General features: G+C 61.6%; 21 protein-coding genes and 1 pseudogene. 8 read left to right on the top strand and 14 right to left on the bottom strand.

Annotation, left to right across the window (positions count from 1 at the left end; translation table 11 throughout):
• Positions 1-28: 28 nt before the first annotated feature.
• From ACXJKE_RS12390 to ACXJKE_RS12335, 12 genes are all read right to left on the bottom strand, one after another.
• Positions 29-478 (bottom strand): PaaI family thioesterase, encoded by a 450-nt coding sequence (locus ACXJKE_RS12390; RefSeq protein WP_457280862.1) that lies wholly within the window; start codon positions 476-478, stop codon positions 29-31.
• 120 nt (positions 479-598) lie between these two features.
• Positions 599-1,390 (bottom strand): SDR family oxidoreductase, encoded by a 792-nt coding sequence (locus ACXJKE_RS12385; RefSeq protein WP_457280861.1) that lies wholly within the window; start codon positions 1,388-1,390, stop codon positions 599-601.
• 186 nt (positions 1,391-1,576) lie between these two features.
• Positions 1,577-1,807, bottom strand: coding sequence for a hypothetical protein (locus ACXJKE_RS12380; RefSeq protein ID WP_457280860.1), 231 nt, complete (start codon positions 1,805-1,807; stop codon positions 1,577-1,579).
• Positions 1,807-3,669, bottom strand: coding sequence for an acyl-CoA dehydrogenase (locus ACXJKE_RS12375; RefSeq protein WP_457280859.1), 1,863 nt, complete (start codon positions 3,667-3,669; stop codon positions 1,807-1,809). Before ACXJKE_RS12375 ends, ACXJKE_RS12380 begins: the two co-directional genes overlap by 1 nt.
• 91 nt (positions 3,670-3,760) lie before the next feature.
• Positions 3,761-4,936 carry an acetyl-CoA C-acyltransferase gene (locus tag ACXJKE_RS12370; RefSeq protein ID WP_457280858.1) on the bottom strand — a complete coding sequence of 392 codons (1,176 nt, stop codon included), beginning with the start codon at positions 4,934-4,936 and terminating at the stop codon, positions 3,761-3,763.
• Positions 4,937-4,982: 46 nt separating this feature from the next.
• The gene (locus ACXJKE_RS12365) at positions 4,983-7,091 is read right to left on the bottom strand and encodes a 3-hydroxyacyl-CoA dehydrogenase NAD-binding domain-containing protein (RefSeq protein WP_457280857.1); all 2,109 of its coding nucleotides are present in this window, start codon (positions 7,089-7,091) and stop codon (positions 4,983-4,985) included.
• A gap of 475 nt (positions 7,092-7,566) precedes the next feature.
• Positions 7,567-8,262 carry an ABC transporter ATP-binding protein gene (locus ACXJKE_RS12360; protein WP_074574254.1) on the bottom strand — a complete coding sequence of 232 codons (696 nt, stop codon included), beginning with the start codon at positions 8,260-8,262 and terminating at the stop codon, positions 7,567-7,569.
• Complete coding sequence (locus ACXJKE_RS12355) at positions 8,262-9,038, bottom strand: ABC transporter ATP-binding protein (RefSeq protein ID WP_457280856.1); 777 nt, start codon at positions 9,036-9,038, stop codon at positions 8,262-8,264. The genes ACXJKE_RS12360 and ACXJKE_RS12355 overlap by 1 nt, the downstream gene beginning before the upstream one ends.
• A gap of 117 nt (positions 9,039-9,155) precedes the next feature.
• Positions 9,156-10,448: a branched-chain amino acid ABC transporter permease gene (locus ACXJKE_RS12350; protein WP_457280855.1), complete on the bottom strand. Its 1,293-nt coding sequence runs from the start codon at positions 10,446-10,448 to the stop codon at positions 9,156-9,158.
• An 8-nt stretch (positions 10,449-10,456) separates the two neighbouring features.
• Positions 10,457-11,410: a branched-chain amino acid ABC transporter permease gene (locus ACXJKE_RS12345; RefSeq protein WP_457280854.1), complete on the bottom strand. Its 954-nt coding sequence runs from the start codon at positions 11,408-11,410 to the stop codon at positions 10,457-10,459.
• A gap of 82 nt (positions 11,411-11,492) precedes the next feature.
• Positions 11,493-12,740, bottom strand: coding sequence for a branched-chain amino acid ABC transporter substrate-binding protein (locus ACXJKE_RS12340; RefSeq protein ID WP_457280993.1), 1,248 nt, complete (start codon positions 12,738-12,740; stop codon positions 11,493-11,495).
• A 311-nt stretch (positions 12,741-13,051) separates the two neighbouring features.
• The gene (locus ACXJKE_RS12335; RefSeq protein WP_457280853.1) at positions 13,052-14,680 is read right to left on the bottom strand and encodes a 3-(methylthio)propionyl-CoA ligase; all 1,629 of its coding nucleotides are present in this window, start codon (positions 14,678-14,680) and stop codon (positions 13,052-13,054) included.
• A 123-nt stretch (positions 14,681-14,803) separates the two neighbouring features.
• On the opposite strand from ACXJKE_RS12335, the gene ACXJKE_RS12330 reads away from it, so the two are divergent.
• The 7 genes and pseudogenes from ACXJKE_RS12330 (at position 14,804) to ACXJKE_RS12300 (ending at position 20,091) form a co-directional block, all read left to right on the top strand.
• Positions 14,804-16,297: a protein adenylyltransferase SelO gene (locus tag ACXJKE_RS12330; protein WP_457280852.1), complete on the top strand. Its 1,494-nt coding sequence runs from the start codon at positions 14,804-14,806 to the stop codon at positions 16,295-16,297.
• A 31-nt stretch (positions 16,298-16,328) separates the two neighbouring features.
• Complete coding sequence (gene msrB / locus ACXJKE_RS12325; RefSeq protein ID WP_457280851.1) at positions 16,329-16,742, top strand: peptide-methionine (R)-S-oxide reductase MsrB; 414 nt, start codon at positions 16,329-16,331, stop codon at positions 16,740-16,742.
• 153 nt (positions 16,743-16,895) lie between these two features.
• Positions 16,896-17,522 carry a septation protein A gene (locus ACXJKE_RS12320; RefSeq protein WP_457280850.1) on the top strand — a complete coding sequence of 209 codons (627 nt, stop codon included), beginning with the start codon at positions 16,896-16,898 and terminating at the stop codon, positions 17,520-17,522.
• Complete coding sequence (locus ACXJKE_RS12315; RefSeq protein WP_457280849.1) at positions 17,519-17,812, top strand: BolA family protein; 294 nt, start codon at positions 17,519-17,521, stop codon at positions 17,810-17,812. The genes ACXJKE_RS12320 and ACXJKE_RS12315 overlap by 4 nt, the downstream gene beginning before the upstream one ends.
• A gap of 100 nt (positions 17,813-17,912) precedes the next feature.
• The gene (locus tag ACXJKE_RS12310) at positions 17,913-18,698 is read left to right on the top strand and encodes a peptidyl-prolyl cis-trans isomerase (protein ID WP_457280848.1); all 786 of its coding nucleotides are present in this window, start codon (positions 17,913-17,915) and stop codon (positions 18,696-18,698) included.
• Between the two features lie 214 nt (positions 18,699-18,912).
• Positions 18,913-19,224: pseudogene (locus tag ACXJKE_RS12305) on the top strand (ribosomal protein L7/L12); the annotation flags it as partial.
• A gap of 96 nt (positions 19,225-19,320) precedes the next feature.
• A complete protein-coding gene (locus ACXJKE_RS12300; protein WP_457280992.1) occupies positions 19,321-20,091 on the top strand; it encodes an ABC transporter substrate-binding protein in 771 nt (256 codons plus the stop codon).
• A gap of 1 nt (position 20,092) precedes the next feature.
• Here ACXJKE_RS12300 and ACXJKE_RS12295 read toward each other — a convergent pair whose 3' ends face one another.
• Both ACXJKE_RS12295 and purL read right to left on the bottom strand, forming a co-directional pair.
• Positions 20,093-20,485 carry a hypothetical protein gene (locus ACXJKE_RS12295; RefSeq protein WP_457280847.1) on the bottom strand — a complete coding sequence of 131 codons (393 nt, stop codon included), beginning with the start codon at positions 20,483-20,485 and terminating at the stop codon, positions 20,093-20,095.
• A gap of 3 nt (positions 20,486-20,488) precedes the next feature.
• Positions 20,489-24,538 (bottom strand): phosphoribosylformylglycinamidine synthase, encoded by a 4,050-nt coding sequence (gene purL, locus ACXJKE_RS12290; protein ID WP_457280846.1) that lies wholly within the window; start codon positions 24,536-24,538, stop codon positions 20,489-20,491.
• Positions 24,539-24,763: 225 nt separating this feature from the next.
• Here purL and map point away from each other — a divergent pair, with 225 nt between their 5' ends.
• Positions 24,764-25,606, top strand: a complete 843-nt coding sequence (gene map / locus ACXJKE_RS12285; protein WP_457280845.1) for a type I methionyl aminopeptidase — start codon at positions 24,764-24,766, stop codon at positions 25,604-25,606.
• The last annotated feature ends 17 nt before the right edge of the window (positions 25,607-25,623 follow it).

Raw genomic sequence — 25,623 nt, 5'->3', positions numbered from 1 at the left:
TGGGCTGTGATTTAACCAATAACTCGGTTCAATCGGTTGATATGCCGCCGCCGGATAGATCCGGTGCGCCGGTGTTTTGGGCGGCGGTGGCAACCCGCCGCACGTACTTGAAGGTGCCCGTGGAGTGTGCACAGGCGCGGCCTTCCGCGTCATACAGCGTGGCTTCGGTAAACGCCATGGTGGTGCTGCGATGCATGAGCCGCCCCTTGGCTGTAAGCCGGCTGCCGTCACCGGGTGCCGGCCGCATGAAGCTGGTCTTCATCTCGATGGTGACCACGCCCATGTCTTTCTGTACGCTGCGAGCGGCCGTCGCCATGGTCACGTCCAGCAGCGTCATGATGGCGCCGCCGTGCGTCACGGCAAATGAGTTGAGGTGCTCGGGCCTGGGCGCATAACCAATGGCCGAGGCGCCCCCTTCGAACAGTTCGAGCTCGAATCCAAGGTGGTTGACGAAAGGGATGTCAGCGCCGAAATTCATTAACTGTTCCCAACCTTTCACTGTGTTTTTCCGCCGGGCCGCCCCAAGGAAAAATGCGCCCCAATCATTAGGAAAGGGGCAGCGCACCGCAGGTGCGAAGCGACAAGCGTGGGGGCCACATCAGCCACCGGTTACTACTGATACACCGCCGTCCACCGCCATCCACTGGCCCGTGATGTGCTTGCCGGCATCCGACGCGTACAGCACGCACAAGCCCTTCAAATCCTCGTCGTCGCCCAGACGGCCCAGCGGTGCATGCGAGGCGAGTTTTTCCTCGCCCAGCGCTTTCAGCGTGCCCACGGTCATCCGGCTCGGGAAAAAACCCGGGCAGATGGCGTTGACGGTGATGTGGTACTTGCCCCATTCGCAGCCCAGTGCGCGCGTGAAGTTGATGACGGCACCCTTGGAGGTGTTGTAAGCCACCGTGGTCATCTCGCGCGGGTTGCCGCCCAGGCCGGCGATGGAGGCTACGTTGATGATGCGGCCGGACTTGCGGGCGATCATGCTGTGCTTGGCGATGTGCTGGCTCAGGATGAAATAGCCGCGGATGTTGAGGTTCATGACCTTGTCCCAGGCTTCGACCGGGTGGTCTTCCGCGGGTGCGCCCCAGGCGGCGCCGGCATTGTTGACCAGGATGTCGACATGGCCCAGGCGCTTGATGGCCTCGTCGGCCAGCGCCCGGATGTCTTCTTCTTTCGAGCAGTCGGCGGCGATCCAGTCGACGTCGATACCGGCAGCTTTCAACTCGGCAGCGGACTCGATCAGGTCTTCGGCCTTGCGCGAACTCAAAATGACTTTGGCGCCGGCTTCGCCCAGCGCCTGGGCCAGTTGCAGTCCCAGGCCGCGCGAGCCGCCGGTCACGAGTGCGGTTTTGCCTTTGAGGTCGAACAGCTGCTGGATGGTACGGGTCATGAAAGTTGTCTCCTGTTGGATGTCATCGGGCTTGCCGGGCGCCGCATCGGGACTTCCGGCAAGGATGGGTTGCGAATAATCTGTCAGTTTTGGCCGTGGCTTCAATGCCGGGCGCGACGGTCTGCCATATTGGCACAACATCAGGGGCCTTGCAGGCTGCGCTGTCGTCGTGGCGACTTCAGGCCGCTACGAGCCGACGTTGATGCGGGAGCGCACGTAAACCAGCACCGCGCCAACCGCCGCCACAATGCCACCCAGCACCACCATGGACCAGCCGATGGCATCGTCCAGCCGCTGGACCGACAGACCCAATACCAACGTGAGCAGCCCGCCGTAAATCAGGACCCAGATCAGGGTCTGCAAGCGAGCCACGGCCTTGTTGGAAACAGGGTCAGCGGACGGTTTGAAAAAAGCCATTAAAACGCCTCCTCGGGTAAATCGGCACAGGTCAGGTCGCGGGTTTCAACGACCTTGAGCCAGGCGCCGATTTTGGGTAATTCGTAATGATAAAAATAGCGTGTAGCGCCCATCCGTCCTGCGTGAGCCGCTATCGAATTAGTAGCAGGCTGCTGCAATGCCAGGCTGGCCAGCGCCACGTCCAGCCAGATCCACGCCAATACGGTGTGGCCGAAGGCCTGCATGTAGGGTACCGCATTGGCCAGCGCCTGGCCGGGTTCGCCCGTGGCCCAGGCCGCCTTGGTGGCGCTGCCCACATGCTGCAATGCCTTGGCCAGTGCGTTGGCATGGGCGGCGAGTTCAGGCACCTGAATCGCCTTTTCAACCGTGGCGTTGATACGCGCTGCCAGCAATTGCAATCCCCTGCCCCCTTCCATCAGCACTTTGCGGCCCAGCAAATCCATGGCCTGGATGCCGTGCGTGCCTTCGTGGATCATGTTCAGGCGGTTGTCGCGCCAGTACTGCTCGACCGGAAAGTCGCGTGTGTAGCCGTAGCCGCCATGCACCTGTATGGCGAGCGAGTTGGCCTCCAGGCACCACTCGCTGGGCCAGCTCTTGGCAATCGGCGTCAGCACCTCGAGCAGCAGGCGCGCGTCGTCGGCAGCCTGCGCCTCGGCGGTGTGGTGTTCGTCAACCAGGCGGGCGCAATACAGCTCCAGCGCCAGCGCGCCCTCGCAATACGCTTTTTGCGCAAGCAGCATGCGCTTGACGTCGGCATGTTCGATGATGCGGATCTGTGGCTGGGAGGCGTCTTTGCCCACGGCACCGGTGCCGTTTTTAGAACCTCCGCCGACGGGCCGGCCCTGCGGCCGGTTTTTGGCGTAATCGAGGCTGGCGTAATAACCCGCCATGCCCAGCATGGTGGCGGCCGTGCCCACACCGATGCGTGCCTCGTTCATCATGTGGAACATGCAGCGCAGGCCTTCATGAGGCTTGCCGACCAGGTAGCCGACCGCGCCGGCCTGGCCGTCCACAGGGTATTTGCCTTCGCCGAAATTGAGCAGCGTGTTGGTGGTGCCGCGCCAGCCCAGCTTGTGGTTCAGGCCCGCGAGCGCCACGTCGTTGCGCACGCCGGTGAGTTCGCCTTGGGTATCGACCATTTTCTTGGGCACGATGAAGAGCGAAATGCCGCGCGTGCCGGCGATCAGCTTGCCGTCCGGCCCCGGTATCTTGGCCAGCACCAGGTGGATGATGTTGTCGGTCAGCTCGTGCTCGCCGGCCGAGATCCACATCTTGTTGCCCTTCAGGCGATAACGTGGGCCCAGCGGGTCAGCCTCAAAGCCGTCGCCATCCGGGACCGCACGCGTGGTCACGTCGCTGAGCGAGGAACCGGCCTGCGGTTCGGACAAACACATGGTGCCCGAGAAGCGGCCGGAGAACTCGTTCCTGGCGAAGACTTCCTTCTGCATGTCGGTGCCATGCACCATCAGCAGGTTGGCATTGCCGGTAGTGAGCAGGCCTGAGCCGATGCTGACTGAGGCCATGGCGAAGAAGGCATTGGCCGCCGCTTCCACGGTATAGGGAAGCTGCATGCCGCCGACTTCGTAGTCTTGCGCGGCGCTGAGCATGCCGGAGGCGGCATAGGCCCTCTGCGCGTCGTGTGTGGCCTGCGGCAGGATGACTTTTTCGCCGTCGAAATGCGGCTCCTGTGTGTCCACTATGCGGTTGAAAGGCGCGTATTTTTCGCGCGCGATGCGCTCGCAGGTGTCGAACACCGCGTCGAAAGTCTCGCGCGAATGGTCGGCGAAACGCGCGCGCTGGTTCAGCGACTCGGCGCCCAGCCATCGGTAAAGCAGAAAGTCCAGCGTGGGCCGAAGGCTCATGACGGGCTCCCCGGTACAAGAGCGGGCGGCAAGGCAGGAAACACCTGCCCTTTCTGAAGGAGCAGGGTTTCATTCATGGTGGCTGCCCGGTTTAGAGAACTTCGTAAATGCCGGCTGCGCCCATGCCGCCGCCAATGCACATCGTCACGCAGACGCGCTTGGCGCCGCGGCGCTTGCCTTCGATCAGGGCGTGGCCCGTCAGGCGCTGGCCGGTCACGCCATAAGGGTGACCGACGGCGATGGCGCCGCCGTTGACGTTGAGCTTGTCCATGGGAATACCCAGCTTGTCGGCGCAGTACAGCACTTGCACGGCAAAGGCTTCATTCAGCTCCCACAAATCGATGTCGCTGATCTTCAGGCCCAGCTTGGCCAGTACCTTGGGGATCGCGAAGACCGGGCCAATGCCCATTTCGTCGGGCTCGCAACCGGCAACTGCGAAGCCAAGGAAGCGGCCCAGGGGCTTGAGGCCTTTCTTTTCGGCCAGAGTTTCGTTCATCACAACTACGGCGCCGCCGCCGTCGGAGAACTGGCTGGCATTGCCGGCCGCGATCACGCCGCCAGGAATGGCCGGCTTGATGCCGCTGATGCCTTCCTTGGTCGTGCCTTCGCGGATGCCTTCGTCTTTGCTCACAGTAACTTGTTTGGTGGAGAGGCCCATGACCTTGTCGGCCACGCCGGCTGTCACGGTGATCGGTGCGATCTCGGCTTCAAAGAGGCCTGCAGCGAGAGCTGCGGTTGCTTTTTGCTGGCTCAGTGCGCCGTACTCGTCCATGCGGTCGCGCGAGATGTTGTAGCGTTTGGCGACCTGCTCAGCGGTCTGGAGCATGTTCCAGTAAATCTCGGGCTTGTTCTTGGCAAGCCAGGTTTCCTGCAGCATGTGGGTGTTCATTTCCTGCTGCACGCAGGAAATGCTTTCGACGCCGCCGGCCACGTAGATGTCGGCTTCGCCAGCGATCACGCGCTGGGCCGCCAGGGCGATGGTCTGCAGGCCGGACGAGCAGAAACGGTTGACTGTCATTCCCGATACCGTCACCGGGCAGCCAGCGCGCAGGGCGATCTGGCGTGCGATGTTGGCGCCCGTGGCGCCTTCGGGCGTGGCGCAGCCGATGATCACATCATCGACTTCGGCGGCCTCGATGCCGGCGCGTTTGAGCGCGTGCTCGACGGCATGACCGCCCAGGGTGGCGCCGTGTGTCATGTTGAAGGAGCCCTTCCAGCTCTTGGCCAGGGGGGTGCGTGCGGTGGAAACGATTACTGCTGAAGTCATGGAATTCTCCGGATTCTGGGACGTTGATCTGTGCGGTCTGCTGGGCTTAGGTGGACAGGTTGAAGGTCTTGCCTTCAGCCGCAAGCTTGGCCAGCAGGGGCGCGGGCTTCCAGAATTTGGCGTCGTCCAGCGGGTTCTGCGCGAAGCGGTTCATGCTTTGCACCACATTGAAGAGACCGACCTGGTCGGCGTACAGCATGGGGCCGCCGCGGTAGACCGGGAAGCCATAGCCCATGATGTAGACCATGTCGATGTCGCTGGCCTTGGAGGCAATGCCCTCTTCCAGGATGTGCGCGGCCTCGTTGACCAGCGAATACACCAGGCGCTGTACGATTTCCTCGTCAGAGATCTTGCGCGGTGTGATGCCCAGGCTGGTGCGGTGGCCTTCAATCATCTTGACGACTTCGGCGTTCGGGATCGCATCGCGCTTGCCGGGCACGTAGTCGTACCAGCCGGCGCCGGTTTTCTGGCCGAAGCGGCCTTTTTCGCAAAGAAGGTCAGCGGTCTTGCTGTACTTCATGTCTGGTTTTTCGGTGTAGCGGCGCTTGCGGATCGCCCAGCCGATGTCGTTGCCGGCCAGGTCGCCCATGCGGAAGGGGCCCATGGCGAAGCCGAATTTTTCGACCGCCTTGTCGACCTGCTCGGGCGTGCAGCCTTCGTCGAGCAGGAAACCGCCCTGGCGGCCGTACTGCTCGATCATGCGGTTGCCGATAAAGCCGTCGCAGACGCCAGAGACCACGGCCGTCTTCTTGATCTTTTTGCCCATCGTCATCACGGTGGCCAACACGTCCTTGCCGGTCTTGGCGCCGCGCACCACTTCCAGCAGCTTCATCACATTGGCCGGGCTGAAGAAATGCAGGCCGACCACGTCTTGCGGACGCTTGGTGAAGGCGGCGATTTTGTCGACGTCCAGCGTGGAGGTGTTGGAGGCCAGAATGGCGCCCGGTTTCATCACGCGGTCCAGTTCCTTGAAGACCTTTTCCTTGACACCCATCTCTTCAAACACGGCCTCGATCACCAGGTCGGCGTCTTTGAGGTCGTCGTAGCTGAGCGTGGTGCTCAGCAGTCCCATGCGCTGGTCATATTTGTCCTGCTTGAGCTTGCCCTTCTTGACCTGGGCTTCGTAGTTCTTGCTGATGATGCCGAGGCCTTTGTCCAGGGCCTCCTGCTTCATCTCGAGAATCTTGACCGGGATGCCGGCGTTCAGGAAATTCATGGCAATGCCGCCGCCCATGGTGCCTGCGCCGATCACAGCCACCGAATTGATCTCGCGCTTGGGCGTGTCTTCCGGCACGTCGGGGATCTTGGAGGCCGCACGCTCAGCCATGAAGATATGGCGCAGCGCGCGGCTTTCGGGTGTCCACATCAGGTTGATGAAGCACTCGCGCTCAAAAGTCATGCCGTCTTCGAATTTCTTCTTGGTTGCGGCTTCGACCGCATCCACGCACTTCAGCGGCGCGGGGAAGTTTTTCGCCATCCCCTTCACCATGTTGCGGGCGAACTGGAAGTAAGCGTCGCCATTGGGGTGCTTGGCGCGCAGGTCACGCACCAGCGGAAGCGGCCGGGTGTCGGAAATCGATTGGGCAAAGGCCAGGGCTTCCTGGGCCAGCGATTCGGGCGAGGCAGCAAGCTTGTCGAACAGTTTCTGACCGGGGATTTGCGCGAGCAGTTCGCTCTTGACGGGTTCGCCGCTCACGATCATGTTCAGGGCCGGTTCCACGCCGAGCACGCGCGGCAGGCGCTGCGTGCCGCCGGCGCCAGGCAACAGGCCGAGCTTGACTTCAGGCAAGGCCACGTTGGTGCCAGGCGCGGCGATGCGGTAGTGGCAGCCCAGGGCCAGTTCCAGGCCACCGCCCATGCAGACGGAATGGATCGCGGCGACGATGGGCTTGCCGGAATTCTCGACCGCACGGATCACGCTCAGCAGATTGGGTTCGATCAGCGCCTTGGGCGTGCCGAACTCCTTGATGTCGGCGCCGCCCGAAAAGGCTTTGCCTGCACCGGTGATCACGATGGACTTGATGGCGGCGTCGGCGTTGGCCTTCTGGATGTTGTCGGTCAGGCTCAGGCGTGTGGCGTGACCCAGGCCGTTGACGGGTGGGTTGCTCAGTGTGATGAGCGCGACGGGGCCGTGAACTTCGTAAAGGGTGGTCATTGCGTTGCTTCTTTCCTTGATGGAGTTTCAGTTTTCGGTTGTCTCGGCTGGCGCTGCGGCCCGGCACGCGCTGGTCGGGCGCACAAAAAAGTACGACCGTTCTTTTTCCATTGTAGGGGGCGTTTGTGACGGCACAAGTCTCCGGATGGACTGTTCAGTCTATTTTTGTCCCAGCGGCGACATGCCCTGGACAATCCCAACCGTTTGTAGAACCTGTTTACAGCCTAAACGGGGCCGCGTTGGGGTGCAATCGGGATGAGTGGGCCGCTCGGGCTCTTGCATGGGCTAATGCCCATGCAAGAGCCTGGGTGGCTCAATCGCCCGATTTCACCCCAACCCGGAGGGCAAGCGCCTTCTCGGGCGGTCCGCGGCGTTGCGATGCTAACCCATAGCTGTGCTATGGGCGTCGCACCGCGCCTTGCATCCCATCCCGAGAAGGGGCTTGCGCGGCCCCGTTTAGGCTGTAAACAGGTTCTCACACTTCCAGCCACTCTTTGCGGATGTAGGCATCGGCCCGCAGGCTGTCGGGTGTGCCGTCAAACACGATGCTGCCGTGGCCCATGACCAGCGCGCGATCGGAAATTGCCATGGCAATCGTCAGTTTCTGCTCGATCAGCAGTACCGAGATGCCCTTGGCCTTCAGCGTTTGCAAATACTGCCCCACCAGCTCAACGATTTTGGGCGCAAGGCCTTCAGTGGGCTCGTCGATGATGATGAGGTCGGGATCGCCCATCAGCGTGCGGCACAGCGTGAGCATCTGCTGCTCGCCGCCCGAGAGCACGCCGGCCTCGGTGTGCTGGCGTTCGCGCAAGCGTGGGAACATCTGGTACATGTCTTCAAACGACCAGCGCGAGCCCTTGCCTGAACCTTTCTGGCCCAGCAACAGGTTCTGGTGCACCGTGAGCTTGGGGAAGATGTCGCGGTTTTCCGGCACATAGCCTATGCCGAGGTGAGCGATCTGGTAGGCCTTCTTGCCGACAATTTCCTGCTTTTTCCAGAGGATGGAGCCCTGGCAGTCGACCAGGCCCATGATGGCCTTGGCCGTAGTGGAGCGCCCCGAGCCGTTGCGGCCCAACAGCGCAACAATCTGGCCGGGTTGCACGTCGAAATGCACGCCATGCAGCACGTGGCTTTTGCCGTAGAAGGCGTGGAGGTTCTGGATATGCAGCATCAGTGGCCTCCTCCATGCGCTTGGGCGTCCGCAACAGAAGAGCCGAGATAGGCCTCTTGCACACGCTGGTCTGCGCGCACGGCTTCCGGCGTGTCGTAGGCGATGATCTCGCCATAGACCACCACCGCGATCTTGTCGGCCAGACCGAACACCACGCCCATGTCGTGCTCCACCGTCAGCAGGGTTTTGCCCACGGTGACTTCCTTGATCAGATTGATGAAGCGGCTGGTCTCCGAGCGGCTCATGCCGGCTGTGGGTTCATCCAGCAGGATCACGTTCGCGCCGCCGGCAATCGTGATGCCGATTTCGAGCGCGCGCTGCTCAGCGTAGGTCAGGTTGGTGGCCAGCACATCACGCTTTTTGTCGAGCTTGATCATGGCCATCAACTCGTCTGCGCGCTCGTTGGCGTCATCCAGGTCGGCCAGGAAGCGGAAGAAGGTGTACTTGTAGCCCAGGCTCCACAGCACGCCGCAGCGCAGGTTTTCAAACACACTGAGCTTGGGGAAGATATTGGTGATCTGGAAGCTGCGCGACAGACCCAGCCGGTTGATTTCAAACGGCTTTTTGCCGTCGATGCGCTGGCTATTGAGCAGCACTTCGCCGCTGGTGGGCTCAAAGCGCCCGCTGATGAGATTGAACAAGGTCGACTTGCCGGCACCGTTGGGGCCGATGATGGCGACGCGCTCGCCGGCCTGTACCTGGAGGTTGGCGCCGCGGATGATTTCGGTCTTGCCGAAGCTCTTGCGCAGGTCTTTGAGCTCAAGCGAATAGTTCATATCAACCTCCCCACCAGCCAGGGCCGCGGAACCGGCTTTGCCGGGCCGCAGGCGCAGCGCCCCAACCACCATGAAAGGGGCAGCGAGCCGCAGGCTCGAAGTGACGAGCGTGGGGGCTCACAGTAATTCCCTTCGCTTGATTTCTTTCTCGATGTCATTTTGTATCTGGCCCCATTGCGTGAGGAATTGCCGGCGCGTGAGCTCGAACAGCCCCAGGCCGGTGACAAGCACAAAGCCGGCGCCCAGCCAGCTGTTGAGGTTGGTGGCGTTGAGGCGCACGCCCATAAAGCCAAGCTCGGGGCCCAGGGCCGCGTTGAGCTGCAGGTGGTAGACCATCTCCACCATGGCGGCCGCGCCGGCGAGCGCTGTGAAGGCCGTTACGGCCAGGCCCAGGTAGCCCACCCACAGCTCCCTGAGCTTGCCGAAGGAGGCTATGCGCAAATTCATCATGATCAGGCTGGCAATGCCGCCGGGCGCATACATCACCATGAACAGGAAGACCAGGCCCACATAGAGCAGCCAGGCCATGGACAGTTCCGACAACAGGATCAGCGCCAGCACCAGCAGGCCGGCGCCGATGATGGGGCCGAAGAAGAAGGTGGCGCCGCCCAGGAAGGTGAACAGCAGCAGGCTGCCTGAGCGCACACCGCTCACCACTTCCGCCGTGACGATTTCCGAATTGATGGCCGCCAGACCGCCACCTATGCCGGCGAAGAAACCGGCAATGATGAAGGCGTAGTAGCGCACGCGCTGCGTGTTGTAGCCGATGAACTCCACGCGCTCGGGGTTGTCGCGCACAGCGTTCAAAATCCGGCCCAGCGGCGTGCGCGTGAAGGCGAACATGGCCGCCGTGCAGATGAAGCAATAAAACGCGATCAGGTAATAAACCTGGATCTGCGGGCCGAAGCTGATGCCGAACACCGGCTTGCCGTAAGCGCGGTTGGTGGTGATGCCGCCCTCCCCGCCGAAAAACTCGGGGAACATCAGCGACATGGCGAACACCAGTTCGCCCACGCCCAGCGTGATCATGGCAAAGGTGGTGCCGGCCTTCTTGGTGGTGACGTAGCCGAACAGCACGGCAAAGAACAGGCCCGACAGGCCACCCACCAGCGGGATCAGCGGCAGCGGGATGTAAAAGCTGCCTTTGGCGGCCAGATTCATCGCGTGCACGGCCAGGAAGGAACCCAGCCCGGCATAGACCGCATGGCCGAAACTGAGCATGCCGCCCTGCCCCAGCAGGATGTTGTAGCTCAGGCAGATGATGACCAGGTAGCCGGCCTGTGACAGCATGGTGAGCGCCAGGCTGCTCTTGAACATCATGGGCGCGGCAATGAGCAGCAGCGCGTACAGCGACCACAGCAGCCAGCGGCCGACGTTGTAGGGTTTGAATTGGTGGTAAGCGGTAGACATGTGGCGATTCATCCTTCCCGTGTACCAAGCAAGCCCTTGGGCCGGAAGATAAGGATCAGCACCAAAAAGAGGAACGGCAGGATGGGCGCCACCTGCGAAATCGTGAGCTTGAGCAGCGGATAGCCAAAGGTCTCGGGCGTCACGGTGTAGCTGAATTTCGCCAGCAGTGTCATCAACGACTGGTCCATCTGGATCGCGAAGGTCTGGATCAGGCCTATCAGCAGGGACGCCAGGAAGGCGCCGCTCAGCGAACCCATGCCGCCCACCACCACGACCACGAAGATGATGGCGCCGACCGAGCCGGCCATGGCTGGCTCTGTGATGAAGGTGTTGCCGCCTATGACGCCGGCCAGGCCCGCGAGCGCCGCGCCGCCGCCGAAAACCAGCATGAAGACGCGCGGCACGTTGTGGCCCAGTGCCTCCACGGTTTCAGGATGCGTGAGCGCGGCCTGGATGACCAGGCCTATGCGCGTACGCGTGAGCAGCAGCCAGATGCCGGCCAGCATGGCCAGCGAAATGAACATGATGAAGGCGCGCGATTTCGGGAAGTTGGTACCGAACACCGTGAACAGCGGCCCCTGCAAGCCTTCGGGCAGCACGTAGTTGACGGCCGATCGGCCCCAGACCAGTTGCACAAGTTCCAGCAGCAGGTAAGACAGCCCGAAGGTGACCAGCAACTCGGGCACGTGGCCGAACTTGTGCACCTTGCGCAGGCAAAAGCGCTCGAAAGCCGCACCCATCACAAACACCAGCAGCGGCGCCACCAGCAGCGACCACCAGAAGCCTATGACCTGCGAGGTGCTGTAGGCGATATAGGCGCCGACCATGTAGAAGGACGCGTGCGCGAAATTAAGCACGCCCATCATGCTGAAGATCAGCGTCAGGCCGGAACTGAGCATGAACAGCAGCAAGCCGTAGCTGAGGCCGTTGAGCATCGCGATGGTGAAGGATTCCAGATTCATCGATAAGCGCCTGTTGCAAAAAACCGGATGAAAAAAGGCCCGAACTCGGATCGGGCCTGTGTCCGTCAGCGGGACGCGGGAATCAACCCGGGCGCTTCATCTGGCACGAGGTAGGCGTGCTGGCCACATAGGGCTCATAGTATTTGACCGGCACAAAGGTGTAGCCGGTGTTCTCGGCATCGTAAGGGTATTTGCCGCCGGCTTTTTCCCATTTGTCGATGTAAAGGCCCTGCTGCAGCTGGTGGTCGGTCTTTCGCATCTCGACATCACCGTTGAAGCTCTTGAAGCGCAGGCCTTCCATGGCCTTGGCCACGACGGCCGGCTCGGTCGATTTTGTCTGCGCCATGGCTTCGGTCAGGATGGTGAAGGCGTGGTAAATGGCGCCGGTGTAGAAGTCGTCGTTGAACTTCTTCTTGTAGTCGGCCTGGATCTGCTGGATCTCGCCCCCCATGTTGAGGTGGTTGTAGGACACCATATAGACCCGCCCGGCCGAGGCCGCGCCCAGGGCGGTCGGCGTGCCGGTGACGCCGGCGTAATAGGTGTAGAACTTGACGTTGTTCAGGCCCGCCTCGTTGGCGGCTTTCACCAGCAGCGAGAGGTCGGACCCCCAGTTGCCGGTGATCACGGTGTCGGCACCCGACTGTTTGATCTTGGCGATGTAGGGCGCGAAGTCGCGCACCTGCGCCAGCGGATGCAGGTCCTCGCCGACGATCTGGACGTCGGGGCGCTTGGAGGCCAGGTTGGCCTTGGCGAATTTGGCAACCTGCTGGCCGTGCGAGTAGTTCTGGTTGATCAGGTAGACCTTCTTGATGTCGGGCTGGTCCTTCATGAAGGCCGTCAGGGCCTCCATCTTCATGGAAGTGTCGGCATCGAGCCGGAAGTGCCAGTAGTCGCACTTGCTGTTGGTCAGGTCCGGGTCCACCGCGGCGTAGTTGAGATAGACGACTTCCTTGCCGGGGTTGCGTTCGTTGTATTTGGACAGTGCATCCATGATGGCGAGCGCCGGGCCGGAACCGTTGCCCTGCACCACGTAGCGCGCGCCCTGGTCGATGGCGGACTTCAGCGCATTGGTGGTTTCCTGCGGGCTGAGCTTGTTGTCGATGCCGATGATCTCGAACTTCACGCCGGCCTTGTTCTTCTTGCTGAACTGCTCGGCCAGGAACTGGAAGCCCTTGAGCTGGTTGGTGCCCACGGCCGCCATCAGGCCGGACAGCGGATCAAGCCAGGCGATCTTGACAGTCTGGTTCAGGTTGACGGCACCGGTGGCCGGTGCTGCAACTGCAGCTTTGGCGGGCGCTGCGGCCTTGGCGGGCGCCTGGGCCAGCGCCATGCCGCTGTAAAGCATGGAAGACACCGCCAGGGCGATGCCTGCATGCCGTGCGAAAAATCGGTTCTGGGTTGTCATCCCTTGTCTCCTGAAAATTGTATGAATGCGCGGTGAATCCGCAGAGGGAACCGGCAAAGGTTAGGTCAAATGATGTTGCACTGCGTCAGGGAATGCCCTAGCCGATGTCACCCACGTGACCCCCACGCTTTTCACTTCGTGTAATGCGCTGCCCCCCGAGGGGGCCGCTGCGCCTGCGGTCTGGCAAAGCCAGTCCCGCGGCCCCGACTGGTAAGGGAGGTCACCGCCCTTTTGTTTTATGGCTGTGGCAATTTGTAATCTTTAAGAAGTTCGCGCAGCTTGGTCTTGAGCATCTTGCCGGTGGCGCCCAGGGGGATGGCGTCGACGAAAACGACGTCGTCGGGGATTTGCCATTTGGCGGTCTTGCCGTCGTAGAAGCGCAGCAGCTCGTCGCGCGTGACGTCCATGCCGGGCTTTCTCACGACCGCGATGATGGGGCGTTCATCCCACTTGGGATGGGCCACGCCTATGCAGGCAGCCATGGCGACGGCTGGGTGCGCCACGGCGATGTTCTCGATCTCGATGGAGCTGATCCATTCGCCGCCGGACTTGATCACGTCCTTGCTGCGGTCTGTAATTTGCAGATAACCGTCGGCGTCTATGGTGCCGACGTCGCCCGTCGGGAACCAGCCGTCCACCAGCGGGTCACCGCCCTCACCCTTGAAGTATTCGCGCACAATCCACGGCCCCTTGACGTAAAGGTCGCCAAAGACCTTGCCGTCCCAGGGCAGTTCCTTGCCGTCGGCATTGACGATCTTCATGTCGACGCCGTAGATGGCGCGCCCCTGCTTGAGGCGTATCTTCATTCTTTCTGCTTCCGGCAGTGCGTCGTGCTTGTTCTTGAGCGAGCACAGCGTGCCCAACGGGCTCATCTCGGTCATGCCCCAGGCGTGCAGCACTTCCACACCGTAGTCTTCGCGGAAGGCATTGATCATGGCGGGGGGACAAGCAGAGCCGCCAATGACGGTGCGACGCAGGCTTGAGAACTTCAGCCCGGCAGGCTTCATGTGGGTCAGCAGCATCTGCCAAACGGTGGGCACGCCGGCTGCGTAAGTGACCTTCTCGGCCTCAATCAGCTCATAGATCGATTTGCCGTCGAGCGCAGGCCCCGGAAACACCAGCTTGGCACCGGTAAGCGCGGCCGAGTACGGAATGCCCCAGGCATTGACATGGAACATGGGCACGACGGGCAGGATGGCATCCCGTGCGGAGATGGACATCACGTCAGGCAGCGCGGCCGCGTAGGCGTGCAGGGTGCTGGAACGGTGGCTGTAGAGCGCGGCCTTGGGGTTGCCCGTGGTGCCGCTGGTGTAGCACATGCTCGAAGCGGTGTTTTCGTCAAAATTGGGCCAGGCGTAGTCGGCAGTCTGGGCACCTATCCAGCTTTCGTAGCTTTGCAGATTGGGGATACCAGAATCGGCCGGCAACTGGTCGGCGTCGCACAGCGCGATGTAGTGCTTGATGGTCGGGCACCTGGCATGCACGGCCTGCACCAGTGGCAGAAAACTCAGGTCAAAGCACAGCACCTGGTCTTCGGCGTGGTTGGCGATCCAGGCGATCTGGTCCGGATGCAGGCGCGGGTTGATGGTATGCAGCACCCGGCCAGATCCGCTCACGCCGTAATAAAGCTCCAGGTGCCGGTAGCCGTTCCAGGCCAGCGTGGCAACGCGGTCGCTGAATGCGAGCTTCAGGCCGTCCAGCGCATTGGCAACCCGGCGCGCCCGATGGGCGACATCCTTGTAGGTGTAGCGATGCAGGTCGCCCTCCACGCGGCGCGAGACGATTTCGGCGTCGCCATGATGGCGCTCCGCAAATTCGATCAGGCCGGAAATCAGCAGCGGCTGGCTTTGCATTAACCCAAGCATCGGGAAGTCTCCATTGGTTAAATAGTGTTCAGCAAGTGGGCATCATGCCGCAGCGCACCATGACGGTCATGCGGGATTGCCCGTGAAATCACGGGTTCATGTCAGGTAGGGGACAATTTGCCGATGACCTCTGCAAACCTTCCGGCGCCCGACGATGCAGGCTCCTCTGTCGGCACCTCGCTGACCTGGAGCAACAGCTTCGCCCAACTGGGTGGTGACTTCTACACCCGCTTGCAACCGCAACCCCTGCCAGATCCCTATTGGGTCGGCCGCAGCCGCAGCATGGCGCGCGAACTGGGGCTGGGCGCAGAATGGCTTGAATCGCAGGCTGCCCTGGAAGCCTTGACCGGCAATAGCGTCTTGCCCGGCTCCGAGCCGTTGGCCAGCGTCTACAGCGGTCACCAGTTTGGCGTCTGGGCCGGGCAGCTTGGTGACGGCCGTGCCTTGTTGCTGGGCGAAATCAATACTCCGCGCGGGCCACAGGAAATCCAGCTCAAAGGCGCCGGCAAAACACCCTACTCCCGCATGGGCGATGGCCGGGCTGTACTGCGCAGCTCGATTCGCGAATTTTTGTGCTCGGAAGCGATGCATGGCCTAGGCATTCCGACCACGCGGGCGCTGTGCGTTACCGGCTCCGACGCGGCCGTACGGCGCGAGGAGACCGAGACCGCCGCCGTGGTGACCCGCACCGCGCCAAGCTTCATCCGCTTCGGCCACTTCGAGCATTTCAGCTACAACGACCAGCATGCGCAGCTCAAGGTGCTGGCCGACCACGTCATCGACCGGTTTTACCCTGCCTGCCGCGAGGCAAAGCAACCTTATGCGGCGCTGCTGGAGGCCGTCAGCGAAAAGACCGCACACCTTATGGCAGCGTGGCAGGCTGCAGGTTTTTGCCATGGCGTCATGAACACCGACAACATGAGCATCCTGGGGCTGACCATTGACTATGGCCCGTTCCAGTTTCTCGATGCGTTTGATCCTGGCCATATCTGCAACCATTCGGACACCCAGGGCCGCTATGCCTACAACAAGCAGCCCAACATGGCCTACTGGAACCTGTTCTGCCTGGGACAGGCCTTGCTGCCGCTGATTGAAGACCAGGAGCAGGCGCTTGCAGCCCTGGAACCCTACAAAACATTGTTCCCTGAGGCATTGCAGGCCCGAATGCGCAGCAAACTTGGCCTGGCGGACGAGCAACCCGAGGACAAGGCCCTGGTGGACAACACCTTCAAACTGTTGGCCGCCAACAAGGTGGACTACACCATCTTCTGGCGGCGCCTGAATGGTTTCACGGCACAAAGCGGCCATGAACCCCTGCGTGACCTGTTCTTTGACCGGGAATCCTTCAACGCCTGGGCGCTACAGTATTCAGAGCGCCTCGCGCAGGTGGATCAAGGGCTGCGGGCCGATTTGATGCTCAAGAACAACCCGAAATTCGTTCTGCGCAACCATTTGGGTGAAGAAGCCATACGCGCCGCGAAACTAAAAGACTTTTCCGGGGTCGACACCTTGCTTGCCTTGCTGCAGGCCCCATCTGATGAGCACCCGGGGCACGAGAGCTTTGCGGATTTCCCCCCAGACTGGGCCTCGTCCATTGAAATCAGTTGCAGTTCGTAACACCTCCGCCAACTCACGCCAGGAACAGAACATGAGCACCAAGATCCAGAAAACCGACGCCGAGTGGAAGGCCCTGCTGGCAGAAAAAGGCGCTGAGCCTGCGGCCTTTGAAGTCACGCGCCACGCCGCCACCGAGCGCCCCTACACCGGAAAATATGAGGCTGTTTGGGCAGACGGCAGCTATCACTGCATCTGCTGCGGTGCCAAGCTGTTCGAATCGGAAACCAAATTTGATGCCGGCTGCGGCTGGCCCAGCTTCTCAGAGGAAGCCGTGCCGGGTGCGATTGAGGAAATTGTGGACCGCAAGCACGGCATGGTGCGCACCGAAACCGTGTGCGCCAGCTGCGGCGCGCACCTGGGCCATGTGTTTCCTGATGGGCCGTCTCCCACAGGCCTGCGCTACTGCATGAACTCCGCTTCTCTCGATTTCAAGAAGAAGGAATAGCCCCCACGGTCGCTCGCTTCGCGTAGCTTCCTGCCCCCCGAGGGGGCCGCCCGCCTGCGGCCCGGCAAAGCCGGTTCCGCGGCTCATGCTTGCTAATTCGGGACCCAACGCCAGTGAGCTCTTTCGCTTCTTTTACCCCGCGATAATCTGTTTATGAAAATTCTTTTCGACTTTTTGCCGATTGCCCTTTTCTTCGGCATGTTCAAGTACGCCGAAGGCAACAAGGACTGGGCTGCCGCCACAGCCACCGAGTGGCTGGGTTTTATGGTTTCCGGGGGGGTGGTCGGCGCGGCTGAGGCGCCCGTGCTGTTGGCCACCGTGGTTGTGATCGTTGCCACGCTGGCCCAGATCCTCTGGCTCAAGGTAAGCGGCAAGAAAGTCGACACCATGCTGTGGATCAGCCTGGGGCTGGTGACGGTGCTTGGCGGCGCCACCATCTACTTCCACAGCGAGAGCTTCATCAAATGGAAGCCTACCGTGCTGTATTGGGTGATGGGCGGTGCACTGCTGCTGGGTCAGCTGGTGTGGAAGAAAAATGGCATCAAATCGCTGATGGGCGCGCAAATGAACTTGCCTGACCCGATCTGGCGCGTGGTCAATTTCAGCTGGGTTGGTTTTTTCGCCGTGATGGGCTTGCTCAATCTGTGGGTGGCTTTCACGTTTTCCACCAGCACCTGGGTCAACTTCAAGCTGTTTGGTGGCCTCGGTCTGATGGTGGTGTTTGTGCTGGCGCAGGCGGTGTACCTGAACAAGCACATCAAACCAGGTGCCACACCATGAACGCCGGCGTTTCCAGCGCCCTGCCCGTGCGCACCCACGAGATCGAGCAGCAGCTCAAGGCGCGGCTTCAACCCACATGGCTGGAGGTGCTGGACGAGAGCGCTGCGCATGCCGGGCATTCGGGCGCCAACGCCGAAGGCTACGGTAGCCACTTTCGCATCCGCATTGCCAGCCCGCTCTTTACCGGCAAGAGCCGGGTGGCGCGCCACCGGCTTGTGTATGATGCAATGCAAAATTTCATTGATCAGGGCCTCCACGCCCTGGCGATTGAAGTCATCGAGCCACCCTGAATCTGCGCTGATTTGCCCAGGGCTCGGCACAGAGCCATGGCAACGTCAGCATGTCTTGCCAAACGTTTTCAAGCATTACCAAAAGGACTACAAAAACATCATGAAGAAACATCTGTTACTCGGCACCGCCGTAGCGGCGCTGCTGGCACTGGGCGCACAGGGCGCCATGGCGCAGAACGTGGCCATCGTCAATGGCAAGGCCGTTCCAAAATCGCGCCTGGACTCACTGGCGCAACAGGTCGCCAAGTCCGGCCGGCCAGTAACGCCTGAGATGGAAGGCCAGCTTCGTGAAGAAGTGATTGCGCGCGAAGTGTTCATGCAGGAAGCGGAAAAGCGGGGCCTGGCTTCCAGCGATGACGTCAAGGTGCAAATGGAACTGGCACGCCAGACCATCCTGATCCGCGAGCTGTTTTCTGACTTCCAGAAGAAGAATCCGGTGACAGATGTCGAGCTGAAGGCCGAATACGACAAATTTGCCGAAGCCAATGGCGGCAAGGAGTACAAGGCCCGCCACATCCTGGTCGAAAAGGAAGCCGAGGCCAAAGAGATCATTGCCAGCCTGAAAAAGGGCGGCAAGTTCGATGACATCGCCAAGAAGAAGTCCAAGGATCCCGGATCCGGTGCCAAGGGCGGCGACCTGGACTGGGCCAACCCCTCCAGTTACGTGCCTGAGTTCACCGAGGCGCTGGTCAAGCTCAATAAGGGCCAGACCACCGATACCCCGGTGAAAACCCAGTTCGGCTATCACGTCATTCGTGTAGACGACATCCGTACGGCCCAGCTCCCCTCTTTCGAGGAAGTGAAGCCGCAGATCGCCCAGCAAATGCAGCAGCAAAAGCTGGCGGCGTTCCAGGAAGAGCTGCGCAAAAAAGCCAAGGTGGAATAAGCCGCGGGGAAGCGGCCTTCGCAAACGCGGCCCATGTGGCCGCGTTTTTATTTCTGTGCTGGGCAATTGCGACCGGTGACCCCGCCTTAAAAGAGGCGTGTTTCCCGATTGACGGGAGCAGCCGGCACCGCTCCAATGGCTCACACTCTTCTGGAGGTCCCATGTCCAAGCGCATTGTTTTCCCTCAATCTTCCGCCGCACAGTCGAGCGCCGCATGAGCAACCCCGATTCTCCTTCCGCCCTGCCCGCACAGGTGCAAGAAGCACTGGACCAAGGCAACAAAGTAGAGGCGGTTAAGCGGCTGCGCAGTCTCACAGGTTTGGGCCTTCAGGAAGCCAAGGATGCGGTGGAAGCCTCGATGTGTGGCGAACCGCCTGCCGCGGGATTTGCGCCAAAGGCATTCGCCGCCGACGCACCTCTGCCCGCGCAGGTGCAGGAAGCGCTGGACCAGGGCAACAAGATAGAGGCGATACGGCGCTTGCGGGACCTGACTGGCTTGGGTCTCAAGGAGGCCAAGGATGCGGTAGATGCCGCGGGCGCCGGACCGCACGCGAGCGAGGGACCGTCCCCGGGTCAGGTGCGCAGCTCCAATGGCACATGGTGGTGGCTTGTTGCGCTGGCCATGCTGGCGCTGGCTGCTTTTGCGCTGCTGGGTTGCGTCTCTGCGCCGCCGGCTCCCGCGGCCGAATTAGCGCCTTCGGGCAAGCTCAAGGCAGCCATCAACTTCGGCAACCCCATCCTCGCGGTGAAAGATCCCGCCACCGGCGAGCCGCGGGGCGTCTCGGTGGATCTGTCGCGCGAATTGGGCAGGCGTCTCGGTGTACCGGTGGAACTCGTCACCTTCAATTCTGCTGGCAAGGTGGTCGAAGCGGTCAGGGATGCGCAGGTGGACATTGCTTTTGTAGCCATTGACCCGGTGCGCGGTGCCGACATGCTGCAGACGCCGCCCTACGTCATCATCGAAGGTGCTTACCTGGTGAAAAACGACTCCCCCATCCGGCGCAATGAAGAGGTGGACCAGGCGGCCAACCGCATTGTGGTCGGCAACGGCAGTGCCTATGACCTCTACCTGACCCGTGAGCTGAAGGCGGCGAAGCTGGTCAAGGCTCCCACCTCACCCGCCGTGACCGATGTGATGATCGCGCAAAACGTGGAAGTGGCGGCGGGAGTCAAGCAGCAACTGGAGGCCGACGCCAAACGCGTGTCGGGCGTGCGCTTGCTGCCGGGACGCTTTATGGTGATCAACCAGGCCATGGGCCTGCCTAAAGGGCGTGATGCCGGTGCGCGTTACCTGGGTGCGTTCGTCGAGGAGATGAAAGCTTCCGGCTTTGTGGCGGCAGCGCTGGCGCGCCATGGCATTGAAGGCGCTGCGGTGGCGCCGCCACACCGGTAAGTCACCAGCGCTCTTCTCTCTGCAAAAGCCAGGCGCGGCTCCAGCCAAGAAGCCCATAAAGGATGAGTCCAACACCAATGACAGGCAAGAGATAAGGCAGGTTGTGCCTGCGCGGCAAGCCGCGTGCAAGCTCCTGGAATTCCGCAAGCGACAGATTCAAGCCGCGTGCCAGAAAGAAAGACGCCGTCAGGCACAGCATGCCCACCGCGGTCAAAGCCAGGCCGTGACCGGCCTCAAGCAGGTTTCTGTCGCCCCAAAGCCAGTCCCACGCAAAAATGCCGCCACCAGCCAGCATTGCCACAGCCCACCAGGACAGGTTACCCAGCCAGGCGAGCAGCGCAACCAGCGCATAGGGAACGACGTAGGAGATGCGCCGTACCGCGTCAACACCCAAGGATCAACCCACCCACTTGCGCGCGTTGTGCCAGAGGCTCATCCACGGGCTGTGCTCGCTGCTATTGCCTGAAGTCCAGCTCTTCTGGATGTTGCGGAACACGCGCTCGGGGTGCGGCATCATGGCCGTGAAGCGGCCGTCAGCCGTGGTCACGGCGGTGAGGCCGCCGGCGCTGCCGTTGGGATTGGCCGGATAAGCTTCGGTCGGCTTGCCATCGTTGTCGGTAAAACGCATCGCGGCAATCGCTTTGGAGGCATCGCCCCGGAAGGCGAAATTGRCATAGCCCTCGCCATGCGCGACGGCGATCGGCAGGCGGCTGCCGGCCATGCCCTGCAGGAAGATGCTGGGGGACTCCAGCACCTCGACCATGCTCAGGCGTGCTTCAAAGCGCTCGCTGCGGTTGGTGGTAAAGCGCGGCCAGGCCTCGGCGCCCGGGATGATGTCGGCCAGCTCGGCAAACATCTGGCAGCCGTTGCACACGCCCAAACCAAAGGTGTCCTGGCGCGCAAAGAACGCCTTGAACTCGTCAGATAGCACCGGGTTGAAGGTCACGGAACGCGCCCAGCCGATGCCGGCGCCCAGGGTGTCGCCGTAGCTGAAACCGCCACAAGCCACGATGCCCTTGAAGTCGGCCAGTCTGGCGCGGCCGGTTTGAAGGTCGGTCATGTGCACATCGCAGGCTTCAAAGCCGGCTTCGGTGAAGACGTAAGCCATTTCCACATGCGAATTGACGCCCTGCTCGCGCAGCACCGCCACGCGTGGCCGCGCCGACAGGTTGAGCGCGGGCGCCGACAGCACTTTGACTGGATCAAACGTTAGTTGCACATGCAGGCCCGGATCGACGGGGTTGCCGGCGGCCGCGTGTTCAGTATTGGCACAGTCGGGGTTGTCGCGCTGCTGGCAGATCTTCCAGCTGACGGCATCCCAGACCTGATGCAGGTCTTGCAGTTTGGCCGAGAACACGGCCTTGGTGTCGCGCCAGACCTGGATCTCACCTTTGCCGACTTCGAGCGAGGCATGCTGTGGGCGGGTCTTGCCGATGAAATGGCTGAATTTGGAAAGGCCATGTTCGCGCAGGGTCTGCATGACCTCGTTGCGCGCGGACGTCGCCACCTGGATGACAGTGCCCAGCTCTTCGTTGAACAAAGCCTTGAGCGTGAGCTCTTCGCGGCGCGCACCGACCTGGCTTGCCCAGTTCTTGCTGTCGCCGGTGTCCATGCGGCTGTCGGAAATGCCGTCGCCTTCGACCAGCAGCATGTCGATGTTGAGCGACACGCCGACGTTGCCGGCAAAACCCATCTCGCAGACCGCGGCGAACAGGCCGCCGTCGCTGCGGTCGTGGTAAGCCATCAGCTTGCCCTCTTTGCGCAGCGCATTGATGGCGTTGACAAGGTTGACCAGGTCTTTCGGGTCGTCGAGATCGGGCACCTCGCCCTCTTCCTTGTCCAGCGTCTGCGCGAGGATGGAGCCGCCCATGCGATTCTGGCCTTTGCCCAGGTCGATCAGGATCAGGGTGCTGTCGGCTTCATCACGGTTCAGTTGCGGCGTGAGTGTGCCGCGCACATCGGGCAGCGTAGCGAATGCGCTGACGATCAGCGACACAGGCGAGGTCACCTTCTTGCTGTCAGCGCCGTCGCTCCACACGGTGCGCATGGACAAGGAATCCTTGCCAACGGGAATCGACACGCCCAGCGCCGGGCAAAGCTCCATGCCCACGGCTTTGACGGTTTCGTACAGCGCTGCGTCCTGGCCGGGTTCGCCGCATGCGGCCATCCAGTTGGCCGACAGCTTGACGCGCGGCAGCTCAATCGGTGCCGCCAGCAGGTTGGTAATGGCCTCGGCGACCGCCATGCGGCCGGAGGCGGCGGCGTTGACGGTGGCCAGCGGCGTGCGTTCGCCCATGCTCATGGCCTCGCCGGCAAAACCGCTGTAGTCGGCCAGCGTGACGGCGCAATCAGCCACCGGCACCTGCCAGGGGCCGACCATCTGGTCACGGTGCGTGAGGCCGCTCACGGTGCGGTCGCCGATGGTGATCAGGAAGCGCTTGGAGGCGACGGTCGGGTGGCTAAGCACCGCAATCGCGCTTTTCTGCAGGTCCACACCGGTCAGGTCTATAGGCTTGACGATGTGCTTGACGGATTTCACGTCACGGTGCATCTTGGGCGGCTTGCCCAAGAGGACATTCATGGGCATATCCACGGGAGGTGCGGCCTCCTTGTCTGACAGCACCAGTTGCTTCTCTTCGGTAGCCACACCGATCACAGCAAACGGGCAACGCTCGCGTTCGCAAAAAGCCTGGAACTGCGAAAGTGATTCGGGCGCAATCGCCATCACGTAACGCTCCTGGCTTTCATTGCTCCAGATTTCCTTGGGCGAAAGGCCGCTTTCTTCCAGTGGCACGGCACGCAAATCAAACTTCGCACCTCGCCCGGCGTCATTCACCAGCTCAGGAAAGGCATTGGACAAACCGCCGGCGCCCACGTCGTGGATCGCCAGGATGGGGTTGGCCCCGCCCAACTGGGCACACTGGTTGATGACTTCCTGGGCGCGGCGTTCGATTTCAGGGTTACCGCGCTGCACCGAGTCAAAGTCAAGCTGGGCCGCGTTGGCCCCCGAGGCCATGGAACTGGCCGCGCTGCCGCCCATGCCGATGCGCATGCCGGGGCCACCCAGCTGGATGAGCAGGGTGCCGGCCGGGAACAAAATCTTTTTGGTCAGTGCCGCGTCGATCGTGCCGACGCCGCCCGCAATCATGATGGGCTTGTGGTAGCCCCAGCGCTGGCCGCCTACGGTTTGCTCGTATTCGCGGAAGTAGCCGTTGAGGTTGGGCCGGCCGAACTCGTTGTTGAAGGCCGCGCCGCCCAGCGGACCTTCCGTCATGATCTGCAGCGGGCTGGCGATGTGCTCGGGCTTGCCATAGGACGTGGCGGCGTCGTCAAACAGCCTGGACACGGTGAAACCTGTCAGGCCCGCCTTTGGCTTGGAGCCGCGGCCGGTCGCGCCTTCGTCGCGAATCTCGCCGCCCGCGCCGGTAGAAGCGCCCGGAAACGGTGAGATGGCCGTGGGATGGTTGTGCGTCTCGACTTTCATCAGCACATGCATCAACACGTCATCCGTGGCGCTATAAGTTTGATAGCTGCTCGCGCTTTCTCCTGTTGGGCTAGAGGCCAATTTGGCATTATTTTTGGCATAAAACCGCTGGGTTTTATAACCTTCCATGACCGAGGCGTTGTCCGAATAAGCCACTACGGTGTGCTGGGGATGCAGTTTTTCGGTGTTGCGGATCATGCCGAACAGGCTTTTCTCCTGCGCAACGCCGTCAATCGTGAAGTCGGCGTTGAAGATCTTGTGGCGGCAGTGCTCGCTGTTGGCCTGGGCGAACATCATGAGCTCAACGTCGGTCGGGTTGCGTTTGAGCTGGGTGAAGGCGTTGACCAGGTAGTCGATTTCATCGGCTGCCAGCGCCAGGCCAAATTCGGCATTGGCGGCTTCCAGGGCCGCTTTGCCACCGGCCAGCACGTCGATGGTCTGTAGCGGTGCGCCTTGCAATTCGGTGAAGAGGCCGGCAGCCTGCGCGCGATCCAACATCACGCTTTCAGTCATGCGGTCGTGCAGCAGGCCGGCGACCTGCTCGCGCTGGGCATCCGTCAGGGCCGTTTTGCTGAAAAAGCCGCTTTTCAAGGTAATGCGGTACTCGGTGATGCGCTCGATGCGCTTGACGGCCAGGCCGCAGTTGTGGGCGATGTCCGTGGCCTTTGACGCCCAGGGGGAGACGGTGCCAAAGCGCGGCGAAACAATAAAGGTCAGTGCATCATCGGTTTTGCCGGCGCCTGCAGTGCAAGGATCACCATAGGTAAGCAATGCTGAGAGCTGGCCCTTGACGATGTCTGAAGGCGGTGCCTCCGTGGCAACCAGATGCACAAACCGGGCGCTGATGCCCACGATCTTGTCGTGGATGGCTTGCAGGCGGGGAAGGAGTTGCTGGACGCGGAAATCGCTGAGGGCGCTGATCCCGTGGGGTTCGCCCTCAAAAGTCGTCAGGTGCAGGGTCACGGTAGCGGTGGCCTTGTAATGGGAGGTGGGCAGCGCATGGCTGTTGGGTTTAACGGGCTAGCGTTAACCCGTAATTTTATCAGCGACTGAAGGCCTTCCCCGGTTTGCTGCCGGTGCGCCCGGGCACTTTTGCGATCCGTTCGGGCCACATTCGGGCCAAAGCCAAAGCCCCTTGGTCCCATGCTGAAAATGCATGTGCCCGGGAGCGGTGGGATAATCGGGGCCATGAGTATTACTTACAAAGATGCCGCAGGAATTGAAGGCATGCGCCTGGCGGGAAGGCTTGCTTCCGAGGTGCTGGACTACCTCACCCCTTTCGTGAAACCGGGTGTCACCACCAATGAAATAGACCGGCTGGCCCATGACTACATGACCCAGGTTCAAGGCACCATTCCGGCCACGCTGGGCTATGGCCCTCCCGGTTATGTGCCTTATCCCAAGTCGCTGTGCACTTCCATCAACCACCAGGTCTGCCATGGCATTCCCAACGACAAACCGTTGAAAAAAGGCGACATTGTCAATATTGACGTGACCGTCATCACCAAGGACGGCTGGCACGGCGACAACAGCCGCATGTACCTGGTTGGCGAAGCTTCCATTGCGGCCAAGCGGCTCTGCCATGTGACCTATGAAGCCATGTGGCAGGGCATCATGCGCGTCAAGCCCGGGGTCAGGCTGGGCGATATCGGCTTTGCGATCCAGACTTTTGCCGAAAAACAGGGGTTTTCCGTGGTTCGCGAGTTTTGCGGTCATGGAATTGGCCAAAAATTCCACGAAGAACCGCAAGTGCTGCACTACGGCCGCCCCGGCACGCTCGAAGAGCTCACACCGGGCATGACCTTCACCATCGAACCCATGATCAATGCCGGCAAGCGCGATATCAAGGACGGCCCCGAGAAAGACGGCTGGAGCATCGTGACGCGCGACCACTCCTTGTCCGCCCAGTGGGAACACACCATTTTGGTGACCGAAACCGGCTATGAGGTACTGACCCTGTCCGCCGGCAGCCCGCCGATCCCGGCGTTTGTCCCGCAAAGCAGCCCTGCCCAAGCCGCTGTCAGTGCCTGAGCCAGGCGCACAGTGGC

This window comes from Polaromonas sp. P5_D5 (assembly GCF_054049435.1).
This window is presented reverse-complemented; position numbering and strand designations above follow the sequence as displayed.

What these genes read in the sequence shown, in the direction of transcription:
- map (WP_457280845.1), top strand. Translation starts at nt 24,764, where the DNA reads ATGAGTATTACTTACAAAGATGCCGCAGGAATTGAAGGCATGCGCCTG.
- ACXJKE_RS12300 (WP_457280992.1), top strand. Translation starts at nt 19,321, where the DNA reads ATGCTGGCGCTGGCTGCTTTTGCGCTGCTGGGTTGCGTCTCTGCGCCG.
- ACXJKE_RS12355 (WP_457280856.1), bottom strand. Translation starts at nt 9,038, where the DNA reads ATGAACTATTCGCTTGAGCTCAAAGACCTGCGCAAGAGCTTCGGCAAG.
- ACXJKE_RS12335 (WP_457280853.1), bottom strand. Translation starts at nt 14,680, where the DNA reads ATGCTTGGGTTAATGCAAAGCCAGCCGCTGCTGATTTCCGGCCTGATC.
- ACXJKE_RS12315 (WP_457280849.1), top strand. Translation starts at nt 17,519, where the DNA reads ATGAACGCCGGCGTTTCCAGCGCCCTGCCCGTGCGCACCCACGAGATC.
- ACXJKE_RS12340 (WP_457280993.1), bottom strand. Translation starts at nt 12,740, where the DNA reads ATGGCGCTGGCCCAGGCGCCCGCCAAGGCCGCAGCGCCCGCCAAAGCT.
- ACXJKE_RS12390 (WP_457280862.1), bottom strand. Translation starts at nt 478, where the DNA reads ATGAATTTCGGCGCTGACATCCCTTTCGTCAACCACCTTGGATTCGAG.
- ACXJKE_RS12375 (WP_457280859.1), bottom strand. Translation starts at nt 3,669, where the DNA reads ATGAGCCTTCGGCCCACGCTGGACTTTCTGCTTTACCGATGGCTGGGC.
- msrB (WP_457280851.1), top strand. Translation starts at nt 16,329, where the DNA reads ATGAGCACCAAGATCCAGAAAACCGACGCCGAGTGGAAGGCCCTGCTG.
- ACXJKE_RS12310 (WP_457280848.1), top strand. Translation starts at nt 17,913, where the DNA reads ATGAAGAAACATCTGTTACTCGGCACCGCCGTAGCGGCGCTGCTGGCA.
- ACXJKE_RS12345 (WP_457280854.1), bottom strand. Translation starts at nt 11,410, where the DNA reads ATGAATCTGGAATCCTTCACCATCGCGATGCTCAACGGCCTCAGCTAC.
- ACXJKE_RS12365 (WP_457280857.1), bottom strand. Translation starts at nt 7,091, where the DNA reads ATGACCACCCTTTACGAAGTTCACGGCCCCGTCGCGCTCATCACACTG.
- ACXJKE_RS12330 (WP_457280852.1), top strand. Translation starts at nt 14,804, where the DNA reads ATGACCTCTGCAAACCTTCCGGCGCCCGACGATGCAGGCTCCTCTGTC.
- ACXJKE_RS12360 (WP_074574254.1), bottom strand. Translation starts at nt 8,262, where the DNA reads ATGCTGCATATCCAGAACCTCCACGCCTTCTACGGCAAAAGCCACGTG.
- ACXJKE_RS12350 (WP_457280855.1), bottom strand. Translation starts at nt 10,448, where the DNA reads ATGTCTACCGCTTACCACCAATTCAAACCCTACAACGTCGGCCGCTGG.
- ACXJKE_RS12385 (WP_457280861.1), bottom strand. Translation starts at nt 1,390, where the DNA reads ATGACCCGTACCATCCAGCAGCTGTTCGACCTCAAAGGCAAAACCGCA.
- ACXJKE_RS12320 (WP_457280850.1), top strand. Translation starts at nt 16,896, where the DNA reads ATGAAAATTCTTTTCGACTTTTTGCCGATTGCCCTTTTCTTCGGCATG.
- ACXJKE_RS12370 (WP_457280858.1), bottom strand. Translation starts at nt 4,936, where the DNA reads ATGACTTCAGCAGTAATCGTTTCCACCGCACGCACCCCCCTGGCCAAG.
- ACXJKE_RS12380 (WP_457280860.1), bottom strand. Translation starts at nt 1,807, where the DNA reads ATGGCTTTTTTCAAACCGTCCGCTGACCCTGTTTCCAACAAGGCCGTG.